We start from the raw sequence: 17,167 nt of genomic DNA, 5'->3' as shown, positions 1-17,167 counted from the left end.
GTAAAAAATCGCTCGGTGTCATAACTTTCACGGAGGCACATTTTGTCAGTCTTTGATAAGATATGTTAAAGGGTGGCGGAGTTTGGGCTCAGATGCCTAAAATAGTCTGCGGCAGATAATTTCGGCCAACCTGTTCGATAAAATGTAGCGTTGAGGAAAAATCCACTGTCTAAGCAAGATTTGATTGAAATGGAAGGTACTGTTACCGAGTCTCTTCCTAATGCTATGTTCCGCGTTGAGCTGGATAACGGGTTTAACGTACTGGCTCACATCTCTGGCAAAATTCGTCGCAATAACATCAAGATATTGCCGGGCGATCGCGTAAAGGTAGAACTAACCCCTTACGATTTGACCAAGGGACGGATTACTTATCGCGGCGCTTACTCACCTAAAGCAAAAAGCGCACCTTTAAGGAAAAAGCAAATTGTCGAAACAAGACCTAATTGAGATGGAGGGCATGGTAAGTGAGTCCCTGCCCAATGCCCTGTTTGGCGTTAATCTGCATAATCGGTTTAACGTTTTGGCGTATATCTCTTCTCTGGCAAGATGAGGCGTAATTACATCCAAATCTTGCCAGAAGATGGCGTCAAAGTAGAGTAAACCCCCTATCACCTTACAAAAGCCATCCTGGCTTACCACCGTAAAAAGTATGTAAGGTAAATGGGGTTATGGCATTAAAATCCATCTTTAGTTAGGATAAAATAAATAACTGACAAATAAGATAAAAAATGATATAATATATAGTTTGTAGTACAGCCGAAATGGCCATGAAAGTTCGAGCATCAGTTCGGAAAATGTGTGAAAAATGCCGCGTCATCCGCAGACGGGGCAGAGTTATGGTTATCTGCTCTAACCCTAAGCACAAGCAACGCCAGGGTTAGCATATCAGCAGTATCCAGCATTGCATATGGATACTAAACAATTGCAATTTTTAGCACCAACGAAACAAATAGGGAGAGATAAAGCGTGGCAAGGATTGCCGGGGTAGACCTTCCGCGCGATAAGCGCGTCGAAATCGGTCTGACATACATTTACGGAATCGGTCTAACGCGGTCTAAGGAAATTTTAGCCGCGACCAACATTAATCCGGACACTCGTGTTAAAGATCTCAGCGATGCCGAAGTAGCAGCATTGCGATCGGCAGTCGAAACCAACTACCAGGTGGAAGGCGATCTGAGGCGTTTGGAGGCGATGAATATCAAGCGCCTGATCGACATCGGTACATACCGAGGTCGCCGCCATCGTCAGGGGCTTCCAGTCAGAGGTCAAAGAACTCGTACTAATGCTCGCACTCGTCGCGGTAGACGTCAAACCGTGGCAGGTAAGAAAAAGGCACCTGCGAAGAAGTAAGCATTCAATTGAGCCACAAGTAAAATTACCAAGGCAACAATACAAGCTGCTGTTCAAGATAAACCCAAGCTTATAGATCGATATGGCGCAACGACAAACAACCAGAAAAACAGGTGCAAAAAAGCAAAAGCGAAACGTACCCAACGGGGTAGCCTACATCCAGTCAACGTTCAACAACACTATTGTCACGATCGGCGATCAGAATGGAGATGTAATCTCTTGGGCATCAGCAGGTTCTAGTGGCTTTAAAGGTGCAAAAAAAGGCACACCCTTTGCAGCTCAAACAGCTGCTGAAGGAGCCGCTCGCCGAGCGATCGACCAGGGAATGCGGCAGATAGAAGTAATGGTGAGCGGCCCGGGAGCAGGCCGCGAAACCGCGATTCGAGCGCTTCAGGGTGCTGGACTGGAAATTACGTTGATTCGCGATATTACTCCGATTCCCCATAACGGCTGCCGCCCACCCAAACGTCGCCGCGTTTAGACACAACAAAATTTTTGTAGTGTTTTAAAGCACAAGGGTCAGCCTGGTCGATGTTAGGTCTGCGGTTTGCTTCCGGCTCTGGTGTCGCCAAGACCGATCCTTGTAGTTGGCGAGTGGGTTGCCTTAAATATTGCCAACCCACTAGCTGGAGACAGTGGCAATGGCAATAGTCATCTGAACACTCAGCTCAGAAATAAACAGGGGAGGCTGCTTGTGCTGCCTTCCACCGGATCGAGGAAGAAGGGGGATCGTTACGTGGCGCAATTTCAAATTGAATGTGTCGAGTCTAACATCGAGAAAAATCGCGGTCAATACAGCAAATTTGTCCTAGAGCCACTGGAACGGGGGCAAGGAACGACAGTTGGCAACGCATTGCGACGAGTACTGCTATCTAACCTGCCGGGGACAGCAGTTACTGCCGTCCGCATTGCCGGAGTCAATCACGAATTTGCCACGATTCCAGGAGTGCGGGAGGATGTGCTGGAGATCCTGCTCAACATGAAAGAAATAGTTTTCAAAAGCCATGACTCCCAACCGCAGATAGGCCGATTAGTAGCCACCGGAGCGGGTACGGTAACGGCGTCACAATTCGATTTGCCTTCTCAGGTGGAAGTAGTCGATCCAAGTCAGTACGTAGCCACATTGGCAGCAGGGGCTAAGCTGGAAATGGAATTCCGCCTGGAAACAGGTAAGGGTTATAGATCGGTCGATCGCGGGCACGATGAAGCAGCTGCTTTAGACTTTCTCCAGATTGACGCCATTTTTATGCCGGTTCGCAAAGTCAACTACAGCGTAGAAGAAATTCGCGGTGATGGTGCGGCAGAAAAAGACCGACTGCTCATGGAAATCTGGACGAATGGCAGTATTTCACCCCAAGAAGCACTATCGCAAGCAGCGGGTATCCTAGTGGATTTGTTCAACCCGCTGACAAACATGAATCTGCAACCCATAGACACAGATAAATCAGACGACGAAGACCCCACCAGCCAGATTCCGATCGAGGAATTGCAACTATCGGTGCGGGCTTATAACTGTCTGAAGCGGGCTCAGATTAACTCAGTAGCCGACTTGTTGGATTACACGCAAGAAGACTTACTGGAAATCAAAAACTTCGGTCAGAAGTCTGCGGAAGAAGTAATCGAAGCTTTACAGCGACGATTGGGAATCACATTGCCAGCAGAAAAGTCTGCCAAATCAAACGGATGATTTCATCTAATAATTGAGTGTTGCGTTAATTCAGGTACAAAGGAAGTGTTATGCGTCACGGACGTCGTGTTCCTCAACTCGGCAAGCCAGCCGACCAGCGTCGGGCTCTCCTCAGAGCTCTGACAACTCAATTATTGCGTCACGGTCGGATTCAGACCACTAAAGCAAGGGCAAAAGCAGTTCGTTCGGAAGCAGACAGGATAATTACCTTGGCCAAAGATGGCACTCTGGCAGCTCGTCGTCAAGCAATCGGCTATCTTTACGATAAACAGTTGGTTCACGCGCTGTTTGAACAGGTAGGCGAACGCTACGGCAACCGTCAGGGCGGATATACCCGCATCCTCCGCACCGTCAGACGCCGAGGGGATAATGCGGAAATGGCAATTATCGAACTGGTCTGATTGATGAGGATTTTAGATTTTGAGATCGATGACACATCCTCAATCGCAAATCGAAAATCTAAAATCGTCGCAGCGAGTTGCCCTGGTGATTCAATACTTGGGCACTCATTTTCATGGATGGCAACGACAGCCCAAACACCGATCGGTACAGGAAGAAATTGAAAAAGTTCTTTCTGAAATTATGAATAGATCGGTAACGCTGTACGGTGCGGGAAGAACCGATTCTGGGGTTCACGCAGCTGCCCAAGTGGCTCATTTTGAAGCTACGGGTACTATCCCACCAGAAAAGTGGGCGACAATTCTCAATACTCAGCTGCCAAAGGATATATTGATTCTGGCTTCGGCTGAGGTAAGCCCTACTTGGCACGCCCGCTTTTCCGCTAGCTATCGCCGCTATCGTTATACTATCTACACCGATCGCCAACCCAACTTGTTCGTGCGTCCCTTTGCTTGGCATTATTATTATGCGCCGCTGGACGAACGAGCAATGCAAGCAGCCCTCAACCCTTTAATTGGCAAGCACGATTTGGCTGCTTTTCACCGCTCTAATTCCGGTCGGGCTCATTCCTGGGTAGAAGTGCAGGAAGCACAAACATATCGCGAAGGGCCATTCGTTTACATGGAGGTGCAAGCGAATGGATTTTTGTACGGTATGGTAAGGCTGCTGGTGGGATTGCTGGTGCAAGTGGGTCGAGGCGAAAGATCGCTCGATAACTTCACCAATCTTTGGGTTAACCAACTTCGTAACGAAGTAAAGTACGCCGCACCAGCTCATGGGTTGTGTCTGTTGCGCGTAGGTTATCCAGAATTCCCCTTTCCTCCAGAAATCTGGTTCGATAAACAACCCAAATTTTTATTCAGTCAATAGTCATCAGTCTCGGTCATTAGCAGAAAAACTACCGACAAATGACAAATGACAACTCACAACTGACAACCCACAAATAAACTATGGAAAAAACCTATCTACCTCCTCAAAATACCTCAGAGCGCCAGTGGTACGTGGTAGATGCCGCCAATCAGCGCTTGGGAAGACTCGCCAGCGAAATTGCGATAGTTCTGAGAGGAAAAAACAAACCCCACTACACACCTCATCTGGATACAGGTGATTTTGTGATTGTAGTTAACGCCGAGAAGGTCACGGTCACCGGCAAAAAACGCACTCAGAAAGTGTACCGCCGCAATTCCGGCAGACCGGGTGGGATGAAGACGGAAAATTTTGCCCAACTGCAAGCCCGTTTGCCAGAAAGGATTATCGAACACGCTGTACGCGGGATGCTGCCCAAAAATTCTCTAGGCAGAAGCTTGTTTACTAAGCTAAAAGTGTACACTGGCCCCGACCATCCTCACCAAGCACAAAAACCTCAAGAGTTGAAAGTTAACACTATTCCAGGAGAAGATTAATGCAAGCAACTGAAACTAGCGATCGCGTTATGTACTGGGGCACCGGTCGTCGCAAATCTGCTGTAGCTAGAGTGCGCCTCGTTCCCGGTAACGGTCAAATACTAATCAATCAAAAAGCTGGAGATCTTTACCTCCAGTTCAATACAGGTTTCCTTTCCGCCGTTAAAGCTCCCTTAGAAACGCTGGGATTGGAAAATGAATACGATATCCTGGTCAACGCCCACGGTGGCGGAGTGGCGGGACAAGCTGATGCGATTCGTTTGGGAGTAGCTAGAGCTCTGTGTCAATTAGACCCAGATAACCGCAAGCCCCTGAAAACTGAAGGTTATCTCACCCGCGACCCACGGGCGAAAGAACGCAAGAAATACGGTTTGCATAAAGCTCGCAAAGCACCTCAGTACTCCAAGCGTTAAAATAGTGGAGTTATTGCCGATCGAAAAATTTCAAATTTTAAATTGCAGATGGCAAATTTAGATAAATCTGAAATTTAAAATTTGAAATCTGCAATGGCGATCGCAACTCACTGTTGACTAATTCCCCAATTAGCAAAATATCTCAAGGAAATAGGAAATATGCCAAAACCCGATATTCATCCCAAGTGGTATCCCGATGCCAAAGTCTACTGTAACGGTCAAGTAGTTATGACCGTCGGTTCGACAAAGCCAGAACTTCACGTTGATGTCTGGTCTGGTAACCATCCCTTTTTCACAGGCACTCAAAAAATCATCGACACCGAAGGTCGGGTGGAACGCTTCTTGCGTAAATACGGTATGTTGGAAGGTGGCGAGAGCCAAGCCAAACCAGCTCCTGGCGGCAAAAATAAAAAGTAGCAGGATAGTCAATTGTCTGTAGTTTGTTGTTTGTAGTTTTTTCTACCGACAACCGACCCCTCCTAATTTTTCACAAACGACAACTGACAACTGACAACTGACTATGGCTGAAACATACCTGCTAAACAAACTAAAATCTGTCGAACAAACCTTCAACGAACTGAACCGGCGTCTGGCAGATCCAGATATCGCCACTGACCCGACCGAGTATCAAAAAGTGGCTAAGGCACGCTCTTCTTTGGAAGAAGTGGTCAACACATATGATATGTGGAAAACTGCTCAGTCAGAGTTGGTGGGCGCTAAACAAGTTCACAAGGAAGCAAATGGCGATCCAGAGTTGCAAGAAATGGCAGCCCTGGAGGTAGACGAATTGGAGTCAAGGATAGAAGAGTTAGAGACTCGCCTGAAAATTTTGCTTTTACCCCGCGATCCCAATGATGAGAAAAATATCATGTTGGAAATTCGCGCAGGCACCGGTGGGGATGAAGCCAGTATTTGGGCGGGCGACTTGCTGCGGATGTACTCGCGCTATGCAGATAGTCAAGGCTGGCGCGTAAAATTGGTCAGCGAGTCGCTGGCAGAAATGGGCGGTTTTAAAGAAGCTGTTCTGGAAATACAGGGCGACCAAGTTTACAGCAAGCTGAAATTTGAAGCTGGAGTTCACCGGGTACAAAGGGTGCCGGTGACTGAGGCTGGGGGTCGGGTTCATACCTCAACGGCTACTGTGGCGGTGATGCCAGAGGTAGACGATGTGGAAGTGCATATTGACCCGAAGGATATTGAAATGAAGACTGCTCGATCGGGCGGTGCTGGTGGCCAAAATGTCAACAAGGTGGAAACTGCTGTTGATTTGATCCACAAACCTACGGGTATTCGGATTTTCTGTACGGAAGAACGCTCTCAGCTGCAAAATAAAGAGCGGGCCATGCAAATTCTGCGTGCCAAGCTGTATGAAATGAAGCTGCGGGAACAACAGGAGGCGGTGACTTCGATGCGTCGCTCTCAGGTGGGTAGTGGGGAGCGATCGGAAAAGATCCGCACTTACAACTACAAGGATAACCGCGTTACCGATCACCGTTTGGGTCAGAATTACACTCTCACCACTGTTTTGGAAGGTGACATAGAGACGGTAATTCAAAGTTGCATTAGCAAAGACCAGCAGGAACGCTTGGCGGAACTGGCTGCTTCTGGTTCGTAAGCATATAAATGATATTTTGTCAACAGCCTAGCGCGATCTTGTGAGCGAAGAAACGGGGTTTGCGTCTAGGCTGCGTTGATTTTTGACACTCCTCGGTCTAAAGACACGAGGATTCTTGCTTCATAGGGATTCCAATGAATTTGCCCTCAGCAAGCATCTTCACCGTTTGCCCAACGGCTGCAAGTCCTCGAATGAGAACTACTTGAGCGGCTGCAACATCTCTATCAGTTGTACAGCCACAATTTGAACAAACGTGAGTACGTTCTGAAAGTTCTTTCTTGCCTGTCTCAACATCACAACTGGGGCAAATCTGGCTAGTTTTACGGCTGTCTACTTTTTGGAAATAAGCTAGTTAATGTGTTGTCATTTTGCGATCGCACCACCCACCACCTGCACCATCCTTTCAACCCTGCGATCTCCCCTGTCCCACCATTGCAATGAGAGTGTCGTGAGCGTCTTCGGAATTTTTGAGAACGTGGTCAAATTGAATGCGAACTGGTAAGGTAGCATTATTGACTTGTACGGATAAATTCATGCCTTCAGGATCGATAGAAAGCATCTGTGCTGATGTCGCATGAGTTAAACTGCCAAAAGTTTGGGCGTAGATAAGTAGGGCATCTCCACGATCTTCGTTCATATGGGAGCAGATGCGATCGCTCACTTGAGTAGAAAACGGTTCTGACATAACTGAATTCCCTGGAAACAGTGTAAAAACTTATTCATTTATACTATCTTTTTTATACCTAAAATATAAAATTGCCAACCGCAATCGATACGTGGGTTGGCAAAAAGGGGATTGTGTGTGTGTTTGGATGAACGCTGTTAGGGGCAATTGCCTAATGACTGGAAAACCCTTTATTAATGGCTACCTGCACTCGTCCTTCGATGACCCTGACTTGATAAGTTGGTAATTTGACGTTTTCGTCATCGAAACACTGTCCTGTTTGCAAGTTGAAGTTTTGTTTGTAAATTGGGGAAGCAACTTTGGGAATGCCGTTGCGATCGCCGATTATTCCCCGCGATAAAACATAAGTTTTGCTAAACGGATCGTAGTTACCGATCCCGTAAAGATCGGTTCCGTATCCAAGTCGAAAAACAGCTATTTGTTCGCCTGCTACTAAGGCGCAAACGCCAGTATTCGGTGCGATCGCAGAAAGAGGGCAGATATTTACCCATGTTGTCATTGTATCGCGAACTGGTAATGCTTGAACCATTTTATTTCTCCTCGTTTGTTAATTGTTAGTTGTCAGTTGTACAACGGCAATAATTAATAACTAATGCCGCGTCCGTTTTTGTTGAAATCCTCAACAGTTTGCAGTGAAAGTCGATCGGTTGCCATTGCCTGCAACATACTCAAGGGAAGCGTGAGATGATGCGCCCCTGCTTGTAGAGATGCGGCGGCTTCTTCTGGCGATTTGATGCTGGCGGCGAGAATTTCCGTGCTGCTGTTTGCCAAAACGCTTGCCATTTCTCGCACTAACGCAATGCCATCACCTAGTAGTTTGGTAGCGCGGTTAACGTAGGCGATCGCATATTTTGCTCCCGCCTCTTTTGCCACAGCCGCTTGTGCCGGACTGTAAATTGCTGTCACCGAACAGTTTATTTCCGGAGAGAGGCGAGTAACAGCTTGAAAGCCAACTATTGTAGCCGGAATTTTCAGCACCGTTTGATAACCGATAATCTCAAAAGCCTTGCGACCTTCCTTAACCATTTCATCCAGTTCCGACGATATTAGCTGGTAAAAAACTGGGCCATTCGTTAATTTAGCTAGTTCCTTGAGTGTCGTTTCAACTGGTAAATCGGTTTTGGATAAAAGAGTTGGGTTAGTGGTAATTCCTTTTACCCAGCCCAACTCTTTAGCGGTTTGGGCTTCTGAAATAATTGCGGAATCGAGATAAATGGTCATCAGTTTCCCAACCGATATTAGATTTGGATAGCTGTTGCTTATTTCAGCAGTACTTCTGCGTTCAACCAATTGAAAAAGCCTTCATTGATTGACTCAGGAGAGATTTCAGCGATTAAATTGGTATAGCTGATGTGCTGGCGGATTACCTCTTCGATCGCTTCTCGATAGCCGGATTGAGTTTTAACAATCAGCACTGTTTCTGGTTCTTCGACGATTTTGCCTTCCCAACGATAAGCACAAGTGATGGGAAACCAATTCGTACAGACAGCTAACTGTTGCTGAAGCAATGCCTGACTGATCTGACGCGCTTCGTCTGAGGTGTTGAGGGTAATGTAGTATAGTTTCATCGGTGTTGATTCGGTGACACGACGCTTACCCTAATACATTAAACCAAGGCTTTCTCGTGTTCCTTCGCCGGACGTTTTTGACCCCGTTCTTCGACATAAGCCAGACTGGGGTCTGGTTCGTCGGAATTGACAAAGTGACGGAAGCGCTGAAGTTTTTCCGGGTCTTCAATAGTCGCTTTCCATTCGCACTGGTAGGTCTTGACAAGGTATTCCATTTGTGCTTCTAACTCAGCACCAATGCCGAGAGAATCTTCGATAATTACCTGTTTCAAATATTCGATGCCACCTTCCAGTTTGTTAAACCAAGTAGCAGTGCGTTCCAATCTGTCAGCAGTGCGGATGTAGAAAACTAAGAAGCGATCGATGTACTTAATCAGCGTTTCTTTGTCAATATCTGCTGCTAGTAATTGCGCGTGTTGCGGCTTCATACCACCGTTACCGCAGACGTACAAATTCCAACCTTTTTCTGTAGCAATTATCCCAAAGTCTTTACTTTGAGCTTCCGCACATTCGCGGGTGCAACCAGAAACAGCAGATTTTAGTTTGTGAGGAGATCTCAAACCGCGATAGCGCAGTTCTAATTCTACTGCCAAACCAACAGAATCTTGCACGCCAAAACGACACCAAGTACTACCCACACAAGATTTTACTGTTCGCAACGCCTTGCCATAAGCGTGTCCGGATTCAAATCCCGCATCTACTAATTTCTGCCAAATTAACGGTAATTGATCCACACGCGCACCAAACAAATCGATGCGCTGTCCGCCAGTAATTTTAGTGTAAAGATTGAACTCCTTGGCAACTTCTCCCAAAGCAATCAGTTTTTCTGGCGTAATTTCGCCCCCCGGTACTCTGGGAACTACCGAGTATGTACCATCCCGCTGAATGTTTGCCAGATAGTAATCATTGGTATCTTGCAAACTGACGTGAGTGGGAGTCAAAACATGATCGTTCCAAGTAGAAGCAAGCATGGAAGCGACGGCAGGTTTGCAAATTTCGCAACCCAATCCCTTACCGTGATGTTGGAGTAACTCATCAAATGTCTTGATTTGGTGGAATCGCAACAAATGATAGAGTTCTTGACGGGAATAGGGGAAGTGTTCGCAGAGATGATTCTTCACCACCAATCCGGCTTTCTTCATCTCCGACTTGAGGATATCCGTTACCAACGGTACACAACCGCCGCAACCTGTTCCCGCTTTGGTGCATTTTTTGACGCTGCCGATATCGGTGAGTTTGTTTTCGCGAATAGCAGTACAAATTTGTGCTTTGCTGACATTATTGCACGAGCAAATTTGGGCTGTATCCGGCAAACTTTCTACTCCCATCGCGGCGACTGTTGATTTACCTTCTCGTGGTGGCATTAGCAAATCTTCGGGATGGGGTGGCAAAGTTATGCCGTTTTGCACAAATTGCAGCAGAGTACCGTAAGCAGAAGCATCGCCGATGAGAATTCCGCCTAACAAACGAGTGCCATCTTCATTGAGTACCAGTTTTTTGTAGATACCTCGAACGTTATCGGCGATCGCAATTTCTTTAGCATCGGGTGTTCTGGCAAAAGCATCTCCGAAGCTGGCTACGTCCACTCCCAGTAATTTCAGTTTGGTGGACATATCCGCGCCAGTAAATTTGCTGGTCGCGATATTGTTGAAAATATCTGCTACGACTCCTGCCATTGTGTAGCCAGGTGCTACTAAGCCGTAGATGCGATTCTGATGAAGAGCGCATTCTCCAATAGCGTAAATATCTGGATCTGAAGTTTGGCAATAATCGTTGATGATTATTCCGCCTCTTTCTCCGATTGTCAATCCGCATTGTCTGGCGAGTTCGTCACGGGGACGAATGCCGGCGGAGAAAACGATCGTGTCTGTTTCTAATTCGGTGCCATCAGCGAATAGCATTTTGACGAGTTTACCGTTTTCGCTGACGATTTGCGTTGTCGATTTATTGGTATGAACGGATATTCCCAGTTCTTCTATTTTATTGCGAAGGATAGCACCACCGATATCATCTATTTGCACTGGCATGAGGCGAGGTGCAAATTCAACGATGTGGGTTTTTAATCCCAGGTTTTGGAGTGCGTTGGCTGCTTCTAATCCTAATAATCCTCCGCCTACAACTACGCCTACTTTGCAGTTTTTGGCGTAGGCGGACATCGCTTCAAGGTCTTCTATTGTCCGATAAACGAAAGTTCCTGTAGCCTTATTTCCTTTAATCGGCGGTACGAAGGGATAGGAACCTGTTGCCAAGACAATTTTGTCGTAGGGAAGTGTTACCCCATTGGCAGAGGTGACGGTTTTTTCTTCCCTGTTAATGGCAACTGCTTTATCGCCGATATGGATTTGAATACCGTTTTCTTGATATAATCCAGGTTCGACTAGAGATAAATCTGCGGCAGTTTTGCCAGAAAAGAAGCTGCTGAGATTAACGCGATCGTAAGCAACACGAGGTTCTTCGCAGAAGGTTATTAAGTTCCATTTCTGGGTCGCACATGAAGCGATCGCTAGTTCTAAGAACTTGTGACCTACCATGCCGTTGCCGATAACTATGAGATTCTTTTTGGCTATCATGAATTTCTAAAACGCCCATGTTTTAGTTCTCCTTATCAGTCTTATAAACAGTCACTATAGTATTTTGTAAATTTAGCTACAAATTTGCTTTGGTTATGCAGAATCCGATCGATCTCTATTTTGTTTTTGCATTTGCGGTGAAAGTGTGACGGCTGCATCCGCACAAAATTTTTTTCCCACATTCCAGGTATTTTGTAAATTTAGATACAGAAATTTAGTATATAGTTCATCATCAAAAAAATTTTCCTAATTTCAAGCTCGGCTCGCTCATTGTGGAGCAAATCCAAAATCCAAAATCCAAAATCTGGTGACTAATGTTCCAACTTTATAATCAAGTCGATGATTTTTTGGTTGACAGCTATATTCGTATTTTCCAAACAAAGTTGTCTGGCTTTTTGTAAATCTTCATTGGCTCCTAAATTATCTCCAATTTGAGCGCGAACAACGGCTTTGTTAAAGTAAGCTTCTACGAAGTTAGGATTGAGATTTACAGCGTTGTGAAGATCTGCGATCGCTGCTTCATATTCTCCCATTTTGTAGCGAACTACACCGCGATTGGAGTAAGCTTCGGCAAACTCCGGATTGAGTTCGATCGCACCATTAAAATCGACGATCGCACTTTGGTATTCATCCAGAATATAGCGAGTTGCACCTCTGCTAGAATAAGCTGTTGCCAAGTTTGCATTCAAAATTAAAGCGCGATCGAAATCGGCAATTGCTGCTTGGTAATTTCCGATTGCATAGCGAACTGCACCTCGATTTACGTAAGCTTCTGCCAAATTGGGAGACAACTCGATCGCTCGCTCAAAATCGCTCATTGCCAAATCGTAATTCCCCAATCTATAGTAAACTACACCCCGACTGGAGTATAACGAAAAGTCCGCCTTTAAACTTAATCCCCGATCGTAATCTGCTAGCGCTTCTTGATAATTTCCCAGAAGTTGCTGCAAACAACCTCGGATGTAATAATGTTCGGCAAAATTCGGTCTTAGACTAATCAACTCAGTGTAATCTGCAATTGCTCCCCGATAATCTTCCATATCGTTGATGCGAACTAAAAATATGCGCGAAGCAGCTAATGAATAATCGGGATTGATGCGAAGTAACAATTTATAATCCTCAATCGCTCCCTGATAATCCCCCATTTTTTCGCGGGTATAAGCGCGTTCGTAATGAGCATCAATCGAATTTGGTTCGAGCGTAAGCCAGCGGTTATAATCCTCAATAGCGCCTTGATAATTTTCTATTTTTCTGCGAACGCGAGCGCGTTTTTGATAGCTATTAGTATCGTAAGGTTTGGCAATAATTAAACTATTATAATCATCATTAGCTGCTTGGTAGTTTTCCATATTTTCCCAAACATCCGCCCGTTTTTCATAAATATCTATATAATTGGGAGCGATCCTAAGCACCTGGGTGTAATCATCAATTGCGCCTTGGTAATCCTTGATAAAGTTGCGAGCTGACGCTCGTTTTTCATAAGCCTCGACATAGTTGGAATCTATTTCAATTGCGCGATCGTAATTTTCGATCGCTCCTTCATAATCTAATAATAACAAGCAGCCATTACCTAATTCGTAATGAAGCGGAGCAATTTCTATAGGCTGGATAACACCTTGGGCAACATCTCCCAAAGCTCCGAAAAGATCGCCTTGCTCGAATTTAGATGCGGCTCGGTTAAATAGTTCTTCAAAATTCATAATATTTTTACTCTTGGGGCGATTTAACTTTTGACTTTTGACTTTTGACTTTTGACTTTTATTTTGTCCCGTAGAGACGATCGCCAGCATCTCCAAGTCCCGGTACAATATAACCGTGTTCGTCCAAATAATCATCTATTGCCGCCGTATAGATAGGAACATCGGGATGTTGTTCGTGAAAATGTGCAATTCCTTCTGGTGCGGCTAGCAAACATAAAAACTTGATCGAAAGGGGATTGACTTCCTTAATTCTGTCAACAGCAGCAACAGCAGAATTTCCCGTTGCCAACATGGGATCGACAATCAAAACATCTCGCTGTTCGATATCTTGAGGAACCTTAAAATAATATTCAATTGCAACAAGAGTTGTGGGGTCGCGATACAAACCGATATGTCCTACCCGCGCCGAAGGAATTAATTCTAAAATGCCATCCAAAATCCCCTGTCCCGCTCGCATAATCGAGATAATTACCATCTTTTTTTCCGCTGCCAGCATCGGTGCTAACATAGGAGCGATCGGCGTTTTAATTTCTTCGTACCTCAGCGGCAAATCTCGCGTCACCTCATAAGCTAACAACATCCCAATTTCTCTAAGCAAGTTGCGAAATTTTGCCGTGCTGGTTTCCGTTAGACGCATCAGCGTCAACTTATGCTGGATTAAGGGATGGTCGATTACAGTAACATTAGCTGTCATTTTTTAGCCTAGATAGCTGTGGCTTTGAATTTTTGAGTTTAACGCACCTATTTGCAAATTTCTCACAATATTTCATTCTTCAGCCAGCTTCGCCGCCTGGTATTTTTCAGTCGCTTCTTGGACGACAGCCTTAAGTTCGTCTATATTGCAAGGCTTGGTAATTAATTTAAACACCTGAGCCTTTTTCATATTTTCTCCGAGTCCGTCCATTTCTTCGCCGAGTCCGCTGAGAAGAATGCGAATTGTATGGGGAAAACGTTCGATCGTAGTGGTTAAAAATTCTACACCAGTCATTTGCGGCATGAGATGATCGGAAATAATCACCGCCATTTCGCCTTCTCGATCGAGAGTTTCCAGCGCGACGGACGGACTTTCTGCTTTAAATATTTGAAACTGACGCCGAAACGTCCTGTACATCAAGTCCAGGTTTTCCGGTTCGTCATCAACCACCATTAGCTTCGGTTTTTCAGACATTTGCAAATTTAACTCGGCTATTTACTAATTTTTAAAACACCGTTCCATCACTTTGTATTTGAATGGGGGGAACACCACCTTCTCTTAATAATGATGCTATTTTGCGTCCAGCACTCCAGGTTCCTCCTTGTAATACTTTCACTAGCGGTAATTCAGCAGCGCTCATATTTAGCTTTTGTCTGATGGCGGCGGCAATCCGATCGAGCAAAGCGACGGTTAACGCTCGCCATTCTACAATTATCTCAGATCCGACTGGATAAGGTTCGCGCCACACATCTGGCTGTTTTAACTCAAGGAGTCCCTTATCCAAGCACAAACCGCCGTTGCGATATTCTGGCAAACCGGTCAGCTCGTCCAGTCCGGTAATTTCTAACCCGATTTCCTGGAGCGGTTCGAGGAGAGAATAAGTTAACCACTGGGAAAGTTTGTGAAATGGCACGTAGCGATCGCTCTCCCGATCTCCTCCCAAAGATGGATGTATCCACATATCGCCTAAGTTGACACCTGCGATGGCCAATCTCCCCGGCCAAATTTCCCCCAATCCCTCTAAAACTGCACTCAATACCTTACTTGCCGCCAGTCGATCGTTCTTTTTATCCAGCAGGTAATCTACCATATTTCCCGGACGCGGATTGTCTGTACCAAAAACTGTTACATTTTGAGTTAGCACCTGTCCCAAACACTGTAATAATTCTAACCTGCCCTCTACACCTACCAAAGGATTCTCGGCGCTTACCTGAAATCCTTCTTTTAGCGCTTCTGCGGTCAAATCTTGCAGTTTTTTCGCATCAGCTTGCCAAGGTAAATCTGGGTTACTGGAAAAAACGCCTTGACAAAACATCCGAAAACTCGCTATTGCCAATCCTTCCGAACGACGAAACACCTGTCCGGTTTGTTGTTCCCGATATTGCCAACTTGCACCCGCACCGGCATCCAGCAAAACACTGATAATTGCTAGATCGAATTTTACTTTAGCTTTTTCTAGGGGTGAGAGTTCGGTCAAAGTGCGATCGAGTTCGGTGAGGCGCGAAACCTTACCCACCTCGAAATGTCGCCAGCGACTGTGAAAAGGTATTTCCAGGTTGGGATAATCTTCGCGCATCACTTCTATAACATAGTCGGCGCACTTATCCAATTTTGTTAAATCTACGCGAAAGTAATTCAGCTTATTCTCACACGCTAATTTAAAGATGCGATCGCACCTTTCTCGAATCGCCGTTGGAGTTCTCAAATAGGCAATAATTTCTTCTTCTTTCATAATTTTTCAATAGCAAACTTAATGACCACCCGCCCAGATATCCGATTTCTTGAAGAAATCGGATATCTGCGGTTATTTATTTCTACTCTTCCAAACCGCGACCCTTAATTCCCGCCAACGCGATCGCATCTGGAACTTCTCCCGGTGTGAAGTAACCTGCTGCTTGTTTAGCGGCGATTTCCACTTTGGCATCATCGGGAATTCGATCTTCAGGAATCGCAATTCTTTCGACTATTTGAATACCAGAATTGACAATCGCGTTATACTTCATATCGCTCATCGAAACCAAGCGATCGATCCTCGTAATTCCCAACCAATGCAACACATCCGGCATTAGTTCTTGAAAGCGCATATCTTGAACACCCGCCACACATTCGGTACGAGCGAAATAGGCATCAGCGCGATCGCCTCCTTCCTGACGTTTGCGAGCATTATAAACCAAAAACTTAGTAACTTCGCCCAAAGCGCGACCTTCTTTCCGGAAATAAACAATTACACCCGCACCGCCTGACTGTGCTGTTTGGATGCAAACTTCAATTCCGTGTACCAAATAAGGACGACAAGTGCAAATATCGGAACCGAACACATCCGAACCGTTACATTCATCGTGTATCCGCACCGCCAGCAGTCGATTCGGATCTGTAATTGCCTCGACATCTCCGATTACATAAACCGTAATTCCCCCAATTGGAGGTAAGAAAACGTGCAAATCCGGACGAGTCACCAACTCTGGGAACATACCACCCGTTTGTTGAAAAAGAATGCGCCGTAAATCGCTTTCCTTAACTTGAAGTCGCTGAGCAATTCCCGGTAGATACCAAACCGGATCTATCGCAACTTTAGTTACTACCAAATTACCATTACTTTTGAGAATTTTACCATCAATTTGCAATTCACCTTTGGCTACTTCATCTAACAATTCGGGCATATTGATGTGAGCTTTGGTGACGGCAATTGTGGGGCGAATATCGTAACCCTGTTCGTAAAATTGGGTGTAAACTTCACCGACAATGGCACCAAAAGGATCGAGAGAGATAATGCGATCGGGATCGGCCCAACTGGGATGCGGCCCAATGCGAACAACGGGAGAGGTATTTGTCAAGTCCGGACGGTGATTTGCTTGAAGTGCGCCGGATGCGATCGCCAGTGCGCGATAGACAGCGTAAGATCCGGAGTGAGTGCCGATCGCATTGCGCTGATTGGCATTAGTTAGCGTACCAATAATCGGCCCCCGTTCGATCGGGTCGCTTTTTCCCCAATGTATTGCCGGTTTTTGAGCGGATCTATGGGGATGGGAAGTCAGAACAATATGCTTGTGCTTAGATACTGGTTTTTGGTTATCCATAAATTA

General features: G+C 45.7%; 21 protein-coding genes and 1 pseudogene. 11 read left to right on the top strand and 11 right to left on the bottom strand.

The genetic code is table 11. From position 1 onward, the window contains the following. Positions 1–165: 165 nt before the first annotated feature. The 11 genes from infA to prfA all read left to right on the top strand — a co-directional run bounded on the left by infA (position 166) and on the right by prfA (position 6,867). The gene (gene infA, locus H6G03_RS00230) at positions 166–447 is read left to right on the top strand and encodes a translation initiation factor IF-1 (protein WP_242060275.1); all 282 of its coding nucleotides are present in this window, start codon (positions 166–168) and stop codon (positions 445–447) included. A 320-nt stretch (positions 448–767) separates the two neighbouring features. Continuing rightward, positions 768–881 carry a 50S ribosomal protein L36 gene (gene rpmJ / locus H6G03_RS00220; RefSeq protein WP_071776899.1) on the top strand — a complete coding sequence of 38 codons (114 nt, stop codon included), beginning with the start codon at positions 768–770 and terminating at the stop codon, positions 879–881. An 85-nt stretch (positions 882–966) separates the two neighbouring features. Then, positions 967–1,350, top strand: a complete 384-nt coding sequence (rpsM, locus tag H6G03_RS00215) for a 30S ribosomal protein S13 (RefSeq protein ID WP_190460860.1) — start codon at positions 967–969, stop codon at positions 1,348–1,350. An 82-nt stretch (positions 1,351–1,432) separates the two neighbouring features. Continuing rightward, a complete protein-coding gene (rpsK, locus tag H6G03_RS00210; RefSeq protein WP_190460858.1) occupies positions 1,433–1,831 on the top strand; it encodes a 30S ribosomal protein S11 in 399 nt (132 codons plus the stop codon). Between the two features lie 255 nt (positions 1,832–2,086). Further along, positions 2,087–3,037 carry a DNA-directed RNA polymerase subunit alpha gene (locus H6G03_RS00205; RefSeq protein WP_190460856.1) on the top strand — a complete coding sequence of 317 codons (951 nt, stop codon included), beginning with the start codon at positions 2,087–2,089 and terminating at the stop codon, positions 3,035–3,037. A 50-nt stretch (positions 3,038–3,087) separates the two neighbouring features. Then, positions 3,088–3,438, top strand: a complete 351-nt coding sequence (rplQ, locus tag H6G03_RS00200; protein WP_190460853.1) for a 50S ribosomal protein L17 — start codon at positions 3,088–3,090, stop codon at positions 3,436–3,438. A 28-nt stretch (positions 3,439–3,466) separates the two neighbouring features. Next, on the top strand, positions 3,467–4,306 hold the full coding sequence (gene truA, locus H6G03_RS00195; protein WP_190461139.1) for a tRNA pseudouridine(38-40) synthase TruA: 840 nt from the start codon (positions 3,467–3,469) through the stop codon (positions 4,304–4,306). Between the two features lie 80 nt (positions 4,307–4,386). Continuing rightward, on the top strand, positions 4,387–4,839 hold the full coding sequence (gene rplM, locus H6G03_RS00190; RefSeq protein WP_190460852.1) for a 50S ribosomal protein L13: 453 nt from the start codon (positions 4,387–4,389) through the stop codon (positions 4,837–4,839). Further along, positions 4,839–5,252 (top strand): 30S ribosomal protein S9, encoded by a 414-nt coding sequence (rpsI, locus tag H6G03_RS00185; protein WP_190460848.1) that lies wholly within the window; start codon positions 4,839–4,841, stop codon positions 5,250–5,252. Before rplM ends, rpsI begins: the two co-directional genes overlap by 1 nt. Positions 5,253–5,411: 159 nt before the next feature. After that, the gene (gene rpmE / locus H6G03_RS00180; RefSeq protein WP_190460846.1) at positions 5,412–5,669 is read left to right on the top strand and encodes a 50S ribosomal protein L31; all 258 of its coding nucleotides are present in this window, start codon (positions 5,412–5,414) and stop codon (positions 5,667–5,669) included. Positions 5,670–5,772: 103 nt separating this feature from the next. Continuing rightward, positions 5,773–6,867: a peptide chain release factor 1 gene (gene prfA, locus H6G03_RS00175; RefSeq protein ID WP_190460843.1), complete on the top strand. Its 1,095-nt coding sequence runs from the start codon at positions 5,773–5,775 to the stop codon at positions 6,865–6,867. Between the two features lie 97 nt (positions 6,868–6,964). Here the strand turns inward: prfA and H6G03_RS00170 are convergent. From H6G03_RS00170 to H6G03_RS00120, 11 genes and pseudogenes are all read right to left on the bottom strand, one after another. Beyond that, a pseudogene (locus H6G03_RS00170) lies at positions 6,965–7,213 on the bottom strand (zinc ribbon domain-containing protein); the annotation flags it as partial. A 57-nt stretch (positions 7,214–7,270) separates the two neighbouring features. Then, entirely contained in the window at positions 7,271–7,552 is a 282-nt protein-coding gene (locus H6G03_RS00165; protein WP_190460841.1) for a DUF2470 domain-containing protein, read from the bottom strand. 151 nt (positions 7,553–7,703) lie between these two features. Then, entirely contained in the window at positions 7,704–8,081 is a 378-nt protein-coding gene (gene nirD, locus H6G03_RS00160) for a nitrite reductase small subunit NirD (protein ID WP_190460839.1), read from the bottom strand. 53 nt (positions 8,082–8,134) lie between these two features. Then, positions 8,135–8,773 (bottom strand): transaldolase family protein, encoded by a 639-nt coding sequence (locus H6G03_RS00155; RefSeq protein WP_190460836.1) that lies wholly within the window; start codon positions 8,771–8,773, stop codon positions 8,135–8,137. 38 nt (positions 8,774–8,811) lie between these two features. Further along, entirely contained in the window at positions 8,812–9,120 is a 309-nt protein-coding gene (gene cutA, locus H6G03_RS00150) for a divalent-cation tolerance protein CutA (RefSeq protein ID WP_190460834.1), read from the bottom strand. 38 nt (positions 9,121–9,158) lie between these two features. Continuing rightward, on the bottom strand, positions 9,159–11,690 hold the full coding sequence (gene nirB, locus H6G03_RS00145) for a nitrite reductase large subunit NirB (RefSeq protein WP_199315060.1): 2,532 nt from the start codon (positions 11,688–11,690) through the stop codon (positions 9,159–9,161). A gap of 311 nt (positions 11,691–12,001) precedes the next feature. Then, positions 12,002–13,525, bottom strand: a complete 1,524-nt coding sequence (locus tag H6G03_RS00140; protein ID WP_190460832.1) for a tetratricopeptide repeat protein — start codon at positions 13,523–13,525, stop codon at positions 12,002–12,004. Next, positions 13,449–14,084, bottom strand: a complete 636-nt coding sequence (upp, locus tag H6G03_RS00135; RefSeq protein ID WP_190460830.1) for a uracil phosphoribosyltransferase — start codon at positions 14,082–14,084, stop codon at positions 13,449–13,451. The genes H6G03_RS00140 and upp overlap by 77 nt, the downstream gene beginning before the upstream one ends. Before the next feature lie 72 nt (positions 14,085–14,156). Further along, positions 14,157–14,558: a response regulator gene (locus H6G03_RS00130; RefSeq protein ID WP_190460827.1), complete on the bottom strand. Its 402-nt coding sequence runs from the start codon at positions 14,556–14,558 to the stop codon at positions 14,157–14,159. A gap of 31 nt (positions 14,559–14,589) precedes the next feature. Beyond that, on the bottom strand, positions 14,590–15,816 hold the full coding sequence (locus tag H6G03_RS00125; protein ID WP_190460825.1) for a URC4/urg3 family protein: 1,227 nt from the start codon (positions 15,814–15,816) through the stop codon (positions 14,590–14,592). Between the two features lie 82 nt (positions 15,817–15,898). Continuing rightward, the gene (locus tag H6G03_RS00120) at positions 15,899–17,161 is read right to left on the bottom strand and encodes a GTP cyclohydrolase II (RefSeq protein ID WP_190460822.1); all 1,263 of its coding nucleotides are present in this window, start codon (positions 17,159–17,161) and stop codon (positions 15,899–15,901) included. Positions 17,162–17,167 lie beyond the last annotated feature (6 nt).

Origin of the sequence: Aerosakkonema funiforme FACHB-1375, from assembly GCF_014696265.1 — a bacterium.
GTDB classification, from domain to species: Bacteria; Cyanobacteriota; Cyanobacteriia; order Cyanobacteriales; family Aerosakkonemataceae; genus Aerosakkonema; species Aerosakkonema funiforme_A.
This window is presented reverse-complemented; position numbering and strand designations above follow the sequence as displayed.

Bases quoted from the DNA above. Each gene is read 5' to 3' on its own strand.
- rpmJ (WP_071776899.1), top strand. From the start codon at position 768: ATGAAAGTTCGAGCATCAGTTCGGAAAATGTGTGAAAAATGCCGCGTC.
- rpsK (WP_190460858.1), top strand. From the start codon at position 1,433: ATGGCGCAACGACAAACAACCAGAAAAACAGGTGCAAAAAAGCAAAAG.
- rplQ (WP_190460853.1), top strand. From the start codon at position 3,088: ATGCGTCACGGACGTCGTGTTCCTCAACTCGGCAAGCCAGCCGACCAG.
- truA (WP_190461139.1), top strand. From the start codon at position 3,467: ATGACACATCCTCAATCGCAAATCGAAAATCTAAAATCGTCGCAGCGA.
- rplM (WP_190460852.1), top strand. From the start codon at position 4,387: ATGGAAAAAACCTATCTACCTCCTCAAAATACCTCAGAGCGCCAGTGG.
- rpsI (WP_190460848.1), top strand. From the start codon at position 4,839: ATGCAAGCAACTGAAACTAGCGATCGCGTTATGTACTGGGGCACCGGT.
- rpmE (WP_190460846.1), top strand. From the start codon at position 5,412: ATGCCAAAACCCGATATTCATCCCAAGTGGTATCCCGATGCCAAAGTC.
- prfA (WP_190460843.1), top strand. From the start codon at position 5,773: ATGGCTGAAACATACCTGCTAAACAAACTAAAATCTGTCGAACAAACC.
- H6G03_RS00165 (WP_190460841.1), bottom strand. From the start codon at position 7,552: ATGTCAGAACCGTTTTCTACTCAAGTGAGCGATCGCATCTGCTCCCAT.
- nirD (WP_190460839.1), bottom strand. From the start codon at position 8,081: ATGGTTCAAGCATTACCAGTTCGCGATACAATGACAACATGGGTAAAT.
- H6G03_RS00155 (WP_190460836.1), bottom strand. From the start codon at position 8,773: ATGACCATTTATCTCGATTCCGCAATTATTTCAGAAGCCCAAACCGCT.
- cutA (WP_190460834.1), bottom strand. From the start codon at position 9,120: ATGAAACTATACTACATTACCCTCAACACCTCAGACGAAGCGCGTCAG.
- nirB (WP_199315060.1), bottom strand. From the start codon at position 11,690: ATGATAGCCAAAAAGAATCTCATAGTTATCGGCAACGGCATGGTAGGT.
- H6G03_RS00140 (WP_190460832.1), bottom strand. From the start codon at position 13,525: ATGATTATTTGGACGAACACGGTTATATTGTACCGGGACTTGGAGATG.
- upp (WP_190460830.1), bottom strand. From the start codon at position 14,084: ATGACAGCTAATGTTACTGTAATCGACCATCCCTTAATCCAGCATAAG.
- H6G03_RS00130 (WP_190460827.1), bottom strand. From the start codon at position 14,558: ATGTCTGAAAAACCGAAGCTAATGGTGGTTGATGACGAACCGGAAAAC.
- H6G03_RS00125 (WP_190460825.1), bottom strand. From the start codon at position 15,816: ATGAAAGAAGAAGAAATTATTGCCTATTTGAGAACTCCAACGGCGATT.
- H6G03_RS00120 (WP_190460822.1), bottom strand. From the start codon at position 17,161: ATGGATAACCAAAAACCAGTATCTAAGCACAAGCATATTGTTCTGACT.